We start from the raw sequence: 7,158 nt of genomic DNA on the forward strand, positions 1-7,158 counted from the left end.
GTTCTGCAATCGCCGTTGCGACCGGATGAAGTTGCTGTTCTTCGACCGGTCCGGCTTTGTGCTGGTCCTGAAGCGGCTGACCGAGGACAAGTTCCGATGGCCGCGCCGCCAAGCGGCGATCGTCACGCTGACGACCGAGCAATTGCACTGGATCCTTGATGGCATCGATATCGATGCGATGGTCCGCCATCCGGTGCGGCAATATCAGGTTGCTGGCTGAGCTCTCGAGTTGAGCGGTTGACGCGTCGGTACGGTTCAGATTCAAGAATCCGATGAATCGAACCGGCGATCCGAGTGTTGAAGTGCTGTTGGCGCTCATTGCTGCGCTGCAGGCGGAGAATCGTCAGCTCACGGAGCGCGTCGTCAAGCTCGAGGAAGAACTGGCGCTGGCACGCCTGCATCGTTTTGCGCCACGCAGCGAAAAGCACGTCGATCGTCTCTTCAATGAAGCCGAGCAGGCCGCCGATGAGGATGACGCCGGCAGTGAAACGAACAATATCGCCGAACTTCCGGACACGGGCTTGCCACCCGTCGAAAACACAACGGGAAAGAAGCGCGGCCGCAGGCCGCTGCCGGCGAACCTGCCGCGCGAGCGCGTCGAGTATGATCTTCCCGACGATCAGAAGGCGTGTCCTTGCTGCCGTGACCAGATGCATCGCATGGGCGAGGCTGTCACCGAGCAACTTCATATCGAAGTGAAGGCGAAGGTTTTACAGAACGTACGCTTCAAATATGCGTGCCGCCATTGCGATCGCACCGGGATCAACGCCCCTGTCGTGACCGCGCCGATGCCGACGCAGCCGCTGCCGGGCAGCGTTGCCACGGCCTCAACGCTGGCGTTCGCGCTGGTTCATAAATATGTCGATGGCACGCCGCTCTACCGCCTGGCGCAGGCCTTCGAACGCGCCGGCGTTCCGGTCAGCCGCGGCGCTCTGGGCCGCTGGGTGATCGGCTCGAGCGAGAAACATCTCTCCCGCATCTATGACGCCCTGAAGCTGCGGCTCAGATCGCAGCCTCTCATCCATGGCGACGAGACGACGGTTCAGGTCCTCAAGGAGAAGGACAAAAAGGCCACCAGCACATCGTATATGTGGGCTTATCGCAGCGGCAAGGGCAGTCACGAGCCCATCGTTCTTCTGGATTATCAGCCGGGCCGCGGCCAAATCCACCCGCAGGCCTTCCTCGGCGATTACCGCGGCATCGTGATGAGCGACGGCTATACCGCATGGCGCACGCTGGAACGGGCCACCCACATCGGCTGCATGGCCCACTCCCGGCGGCGCTTTGTCGATGCCCTCAGGGCGAGGAAGAAGGGCGGCGGTCCGCCCGAGCAGGCGCTGCGGTTCTTCGACCAGCTCTACCGGGTTGAAAGGCAGGCGCGGGACGGAATACCGGAGAAGGGTGAAACACAGGCCGACTGCATTCGCCGCTTCCGCCAGTAACATAGTGTCCCCATCCTCAATGCTCTCAAGGTATGGCTCGATGACATGGCCCCGAAGGTCTTGCCTGACAGCAAGCTCGGCGACGCCGTATCCTACACCCGAAACCAATGGGAATATCTGACGCGCTACACCGGGGACGGCAGCATGCCGATCGACAACAATCTTCTGGAGCGCGACATCAGGGTTTTTGCAACTGGCAGGAAGAGTTGGTTGTTCAGCGATACCGTGGACGGAGCCAAGGCCAGTGCCGTCGTCTACAGCCTGATGCTGACCTGCCGCGCCTCACGTGTCGAGCCGTTAGCGTGGTTGCGCCACGTCCTCACCGAATTGCCTCAGCGCGCCGGCGACGCCGACATTACCGACCTGCTGCCCTTCAACTTCCACAAAGCCGCCACTGCCTGAACGGCCCGGTATCGCCCGATACTAGGGCAATCCATCAAAACCGCCGGCGTCAACGTGCGGGGAAAATCGCGCTTACGCTCATCCCAAATGCCTCGCGCAGATGGACGACAGCTTTCCGCTTCCCTGCGGGCGTCACCACTTCTTTCCCACGAGGTCCCTCAGCGCCGCATTGTCCAGCATGGCCTCGGCCAGGAGCCGCTTCAGCTTCGTGTTCTCGTCCTCTAGCTAGCGCTCTCAGCCGCTTGGCCTCCGAGACGCCCATTTGTAGATGCTGGCGTCGCTGACGCCGCGCTTGCGGCATAGATCGGCCACGGAAACCTCGGTCTCATGCTCCTTCAAAATCCCGATGATCTGCCCTTCACTAAAACGAGTGCGCTTCATGCTCTAGTCCTCGTCTTGGACCAGAACAGTTGGATTAAGCCCTTGGGGCGAGGTCATTTTGGCACCGCCGCATGGCACTTGTGCAGACGAGGTCGGCCCAGTGCGTTCAAGCAGTTGGTACGTAGCGATAGCCCGCGCAAATTCGAGAAGCCTCGCGGGGCCAAGGCGGTAATACTCGATCTGGAAGACTTCGTCGTGGCCGAGAAGGACGAAGCAGCGTCGGTTGAGCGAACCATGCTGAGCAACCAACGCCGTGGCAATCTTATCTGCGGGGCGATGCGCTCGACCCTACTCGACCCTACCACGACATTGCAAGATCTAGCAGTTGTGATGGCCGCTTGACCAGACGGCGACGATGTCCGAACGTTCTCGCTCCGATTCAATGCATTCGTAGCCGCGGTCGGCACCAGGACAAGTCGACGGCGTCTTGCAAAGGAATTGGCCGTTTCCGTGTTCGGCATCGATACCTACATGGACCCTCGCTCCGGCTTGCTGGTCTGATGTGGGATGCAGAAGATCTGTGAGCTTCGCTCGGCGCCACTGAGAAGGCATCAGCCGCCTTATCCACAGAGTCCATACCGGCTTGCGCGCGACTTGTGTCTCATCGGTGCGACAGTCGCCGCGATCGACACCGTCTATACCGAACTCAATCACAACCTGGCCGGCCTTGAACAGGAGACGCGCCGCCGCACGACGTGCGAGCTTTCAACGAAGGTCCTGATTCATCCCAATCGTGCCGATGCCGTCAACTCCGCTTTCTGTCGAACGGCGAGAGTTCCGGTTGTGCCGCAACTCGCGGACACAAACCATCGGCCGCGGGCCGGAGCATCGACGTTGAGCACAGTTTCGCCGCAACAGCTCGGAGCGATAGGGCGGGACGGCAGTCTCTTACCGCGTGCGGAAGCTGGCGGAGCACGCGGCGACGATCAAAGCCCAGATCGGGCGTCGTGCTCATGCTCAAGCCAGGTTGCGAGGATGCATGATTGCATGAAAACCTGCGTGCTGGAGAATATAAAGCGGAATTTCGGCGGCATCTGACCAAGAACTACGAAATTTCGACTTCAGTGACCCGATAATATTTGCGTGATCGGGGCCAGTGAGGGGACATCTCGAAGCCGCCCGCCGTCTCCAGGCGACGCCCGCTGCGCCGAATCCTTAAAGGACGGAAGTGACGTTCCAACTTGGAGGTTATCCATGAAGTTGACGAAGAGTCTTGTCGTTGGTTCGGCGGCAATGTTCGCGAGCACCGGCGCACAGGCGGCCGATGTTCCCGTGAAACCGAAGTCCATCGAGTACGTGAAGGTCTGCTCGCTCTATGGGGCAGGATTCTACTACATCCCGGGCACCGACACTTGCATCAAGCTTAGTGGTTATGTGCGTAACTGGACCAGTGTGCGCTCGAATGCTATCGGTGGCACCGCTGACTCTGGTCAAGGTGGCGCACAAAACCGATTCAGCAACAGCTATACGATCCGAAGTCAGGCAAATCTCGGCATCGATACGCGCACCGCGACCGAGTATGGTGTGCTGCGCACCTACTTTCTAGGTGGGTTCAAATGGACTACAGGGAACTACAGCGGGGTCGGAACCGGGGGGACCGTTTACCAGTCGCTCGGCGGGGTTTCGGCTCCGAATAATGCCAATCCAGGCGCCGTCGCTGGCGGTGCACTCGGCGTCTACTACGCCTTCATCCAGTTTGCTGGTTTCACAATCGGTAAGGCGCAATCGCAGTTCTCCCCGCCTTGGGCCGACGGTCCGGCCAATTGGTACGACTTGGTAGGCGGCAGCGGCTGGGAGCCCGTCAACCAATTCACTTATACCGGTGATTTCGGCCAGGGCATCACGGCCTCCTTCTCAGCGCAGGATCAAGTGGTCAACTACACAACCAACATCTGGAACGTGAGTGCTGCGACGCCAGCGGGTATCGCCGCCGGTTCATACGGTGCCAATGACATAGGCGGAACGCGCGCTCCGGACCTCGTCGCCATGCTTCGTGTTGACCAGTCTTGGGGTCTCTTCCAGGCGTCGCTTGCCGCACACGATAATCATGCGGCCTATTATGGCGGAACTGAGCTCACGGGTCACCCGGACGACCAATGGGGCTGGGCTGGTCTGCTCGCATTGTCGATCAAGAATATCCCGACTGGCCCGGGCGACACGATCAATATGGCCGGCGTGTATACGAAAGGGGCAAGCCGTTATAACTTCAATAGTTATATTGGCAGCACCTTTGCGATGTACGGCGGGACGAAATTACCGGGCGTTTACCAAAGCGTCGGACTTGCCGGTCTTTCTGACTCCGTGTTCGTGATTGACTCCGGCCAGGAATTGACCACCACTTTTGGCTTTAACGGCGGCTATACCCACAATTGGAATCCTCACTGGGCCACCACCATCTTCGGTGGATGGGCCGCTGTGCGGTATAAGAGCACTGCCAAGGGATATATCTGCGGTGTGGTGGTCACAGGACTCGCGTTGTCGAGCGGGTCGGCCGGCTGTAACCCCGACTTCAACTATTCAAGTGTCGGTACATACACCTCCTGGACTCCAGTCAAGGGGCTGACCTTCTTGGCCGAGCTCAATTACACGATGCTGGACCAGAAGTATGCGAACGGAAGCACCGTGACGCTGCCGCTGCAGTCGGGTATTGCAAAGCCGGGTGTCGCGTACGAGCTGAAGAACCAGCACAGCCTCACTATGCTGCTCCACGCTCAGCGCAACTGGTGAATCTTTCTCAAACTAGGGGAAGGAGAAAAGAGGCGGCTCCAAAGTTTTGACCTCCAAGTAAACCTCCGGCATGCCCGCCGTAAGTTTGTTAGAAATGAAATCCGCTATTCGAGTATGTCAAGCTAAGCGGTTGCATCGCGCTCACGCTCGACAAGGTTCGTGAGCCGCCGTCGGCATCGAAATTCAACACTTGTTGTTGTCCGGCGCGAGCTAGATGCCGCAATGGCGCGGGATTTGAGGCGGTTCTACTCGAAACGTGGCACGGGAAGGCCGCACTGGCGATGATGATGGTGAAGACGGATCGCAAGGACGCGCGCGGGGAAGGTCCAGTTCTTCGAACAACCGCGGCGGCCGGGTGTAAAGTACAGAGTGGTTGTCCCGGCAGGCCTTGTGACCAAGCGCACAGCCAAGCCAGCTTTTCCCGACGCCGGTCGGCCCGACAATGGCGCGATTCTCGTGGTTTTTATCCAGGCTCCCTTGAGCAGCATGTCGAACAAGTGACGGTCGAGCCCACGGGGGGCGCGGTAGTCGACATTGTCGGGCACGGCATGATGACGCAGCTTTGCCTAGCGAAGACGACGGGCCAGGCGTCGGTTGTTACGCCAGGTCCCTTCATGGTCCAGCAGCAACGCCAACCATTCGGCGTGAGCGAGACCAGGGACCTCCTCGTTGTTAGCGAGGCTCTTAAAGGCCTCGGCCATGCCGGTAGGCCGAGCTGGTAAGCAAGTGGAGCGTGGGGTGTGTCAGCATCTTCTTTCCTATTAATACTAGTAGTCCGAGCCTCTGATGTTGGTGTTATGATCGGCTCGCGCTCGGGGGACGCGGGCGTTGCAACACGATCGAGCCCCTTCTCGAGGATCGATTTGACGCTCGGGTAGTTGCGAGCCTGGATCTCAATTGCGCGCAACGCGGCCGCCTCGAGCCGCTCGTCGCCAAAGCGCTTCTCAAGCCGGATGATCCCCAGGCACGAACGATAGCCCTGTTCGGGAACCCGTCGCGAGGTCGAAGCGCGGATCTGTGCGCGAACGGTTTAAATCTTCCTGGGGGCGAGCGGATCGCCGCGCACATGCGCGGCAGCGGCAACGGGCGGCACACGACGATCAGCGCCCACGTTAAGGTCCGGTTGCGCAGCCGTCCTAGCAGCCAGCGCTCGATAATTCCGACGCAGGCCTCAACCTTCGCCTTATCTCTCGGGCGACGGCCGTGCCGGAAAAATCGCCGTGTCGTAATCCTGCGCCATATCACTGTAGCTGCGGTTGACCATCGGGTCATAGAGGCAGGCCTTGATCACCGCGACCTTGGCGTTGTCGGGTACCAGCAGTTGCGTCGCGCCGCCAAAAAAGCTGTAGGCCGCGGCATGTCCCGCGATCCAGTCGCCGAGCTGCTCGGTCCACGTCGCCAGCGCGAACGATGAGCTGGATGCGCCCATGACTGCCACGAAGATGTGCGCGTCACGCACCTCGCCAGTCTTACAGTCAATCACCGGCACCGTGTCGCCGGCATAGTCGACAAACAACTTCTCGCTGCCGCCGTGGTGCTGGGCATCACCAGCGGCGGCCGGCCTTTCCAGTTGCGGAACAAGTCACAGAAACGGCTGTGCCGATCACGGTGACTGGCACAGATACCGGACCGGACAAACTTTTGCCTGGCGGCCTTCGACTATTCCCTCCGCAAGGTCGAGCGGCCCTTAGGTGGGCAAGAACCGTGTCAAATGACCCGCAGTACTCGCCAAATTGTTCCACATCACCTTGCCCGACGAGAGATCGTCTAAATCAAATTCGGCGACCGAGTGAAACCCACATGTTTGATCCCCATCCTCGCTAGGCCGGTACGGCGCTTCGGCAAGGCGCAGCGACCTCCTCAAGTGAAGGGCGCCATCGTTATCCGTAGGTCAGGAATGTCGTAGCCGACAGCTTTGTGCCCTCAGATCGCCGCGCGTAACGATCGGAAACGGAGCGCGTTCAAACACGATGACAGCAATCTCGGGATGCGCGATATCAGTCGCGCGATGCAACTTGGCGGCGTTCATCTCGATCACGAGGAAGTCCGCCGGTGGCGCGGGCTTCGAGTCGTCGCAGGAGAATTTGGCTAATACCGCCGATGACGATCCTCGCCCGCTCGCCTGGATCAGAGCAGATTTTCGATCCAGAGCCGTGTCGTCACGACGGCGATAGAGGAGGTTGTAGGTTGTCCATAGGGATGGCTG

General features: G+C 59.8%; 3 protein-coding genes and 6 pseudogenes. 5 read left to right on the top strand and 4 right to left on the bottom strand.

Annotated elements, in window-relative coordinates; genetic code table 11:
* Positions 1 to 220: IS66 family insertion sequence element accessory protein TnpB (tnpB, locus tag ACZBJS_RS41590; protein WP_463440244.1), on the top strand; the 220-nt coding region annotated here is incomplete at its 5' end.
* A gap of 52 nt (positions 221 to 272) precedes the next feature.
* Positions 273 to 1,844: pseudogene (gene tnpC / locus ACZBJS_RS41595) on the top strand (IS66 family transposase).
* Positions 1,845 to 1,920: 76 nt separating this feature from the next.
* On the opposite strand, the pseudogene ACZBJS_RS41600 reads toward tnpC, so the two are convergent.
* Positions 1,921 to 2,225, bottom strand: a pseudogene (locus ACZBJS_RS41600) (transposase); the annotation flags it as partial.
* Between ACZBJS_RS41600 and ACZBJS_RS41605 the strand changes: the two are divergent.
* The 3 genes and pseudogenes from ACZBJS_RS41605 to ACZBJS_RS41615 all read left to right on the top strand — a co-directional run.
* Positions 2,172 to 2,567, top strand: a complete 396-nt coding sequence (locus ACZBJS_RS41605; RefSeq protein WP_463440246.1) for a hypothetical protein — start codon at positions 2,172 to 2,174, stop codon at positions 2,565 to 2,567. The pseudogene ACZBJS_RS41600 and the gene ACZBJS_RS41605 sit on opposite strands and share 54 nt — an antisense overlap.
* Before the next feature lie 852 nt (positions 2,568 to 3,419).
* On the top strand, positions 3,420 to 4,952 hold the full coding sequence (locus ACZBJS_RS41610) for a porin (protein WP_463440245.1): 1,533 nt from the start codon (positions 3,420 to 3,422) through the stop codon (positions 4,950 to 4,952).
* Between the two features lie 227 nt (positions 4,953 to 5,179).
* Positions 5,180 to 5,290, top strand: a pseudogene (locus tag ACZBJS_RS41615) (IS110 family transposase); the annotation flags it as partial.
* Here ACZBJS_RS41615 and ACZBJS_RS41620 read toward each other — a convergent pair.
* The 3 pseudogenes from ACZBJS_RS41620 to ACZBJS_RS41630 all read right to left on the bottom strand — a co-directional run.
* Positions 5,268 to 5,702, bottom strand: a pseudogene (locus ACZBJS_RS41620) (ATP-binding protein); the annotation flags it as partial. The pseudogenes ACZBJS_RS41615 and ACZBJS_RS41620 sit on opposite strands and share 23 nt — an antisense overlap.
* Positions 5,703 to 6,071: 369 nt before the next feature.
* A pseudogene (locus tag ACZBJS_RS41625) lies at positions 6,072 to 6,554 on the bottom strand (IS21 family transposase); the annotation flags it as partial.
* Positions 6,555 to 6,843: 289 nt separating this feature from the next.
* Positions 6,844 to 7,158 (bottom strand): annotated as a pseudogene (locus ACZBJS_RS41630) (hypothetical protein); the annotation flags it as partial.

Source organism: Bradyrhizobium sp. KZN70725, from assembly GCF_055264925.1.

What these genes read in the sequence shown, in the direction of transcription:
- ACZBJS_RS41605 (WP_463440246.1), top strand. Translation starts at nt 2,172, where the DNA reads ATGCTCCTTCAAAATCCCGATGATCTGCCCTTCACTAAAACGAGTGCG.
- ACZBJS_RS41610 (WP_463440245.1), top strand. Translation starts at nt 3,420, where the DNA reads ATGAAGTTGACGAAGAGTCTTGTCGTTGGTTCGGCGGCAATGTTCGCG.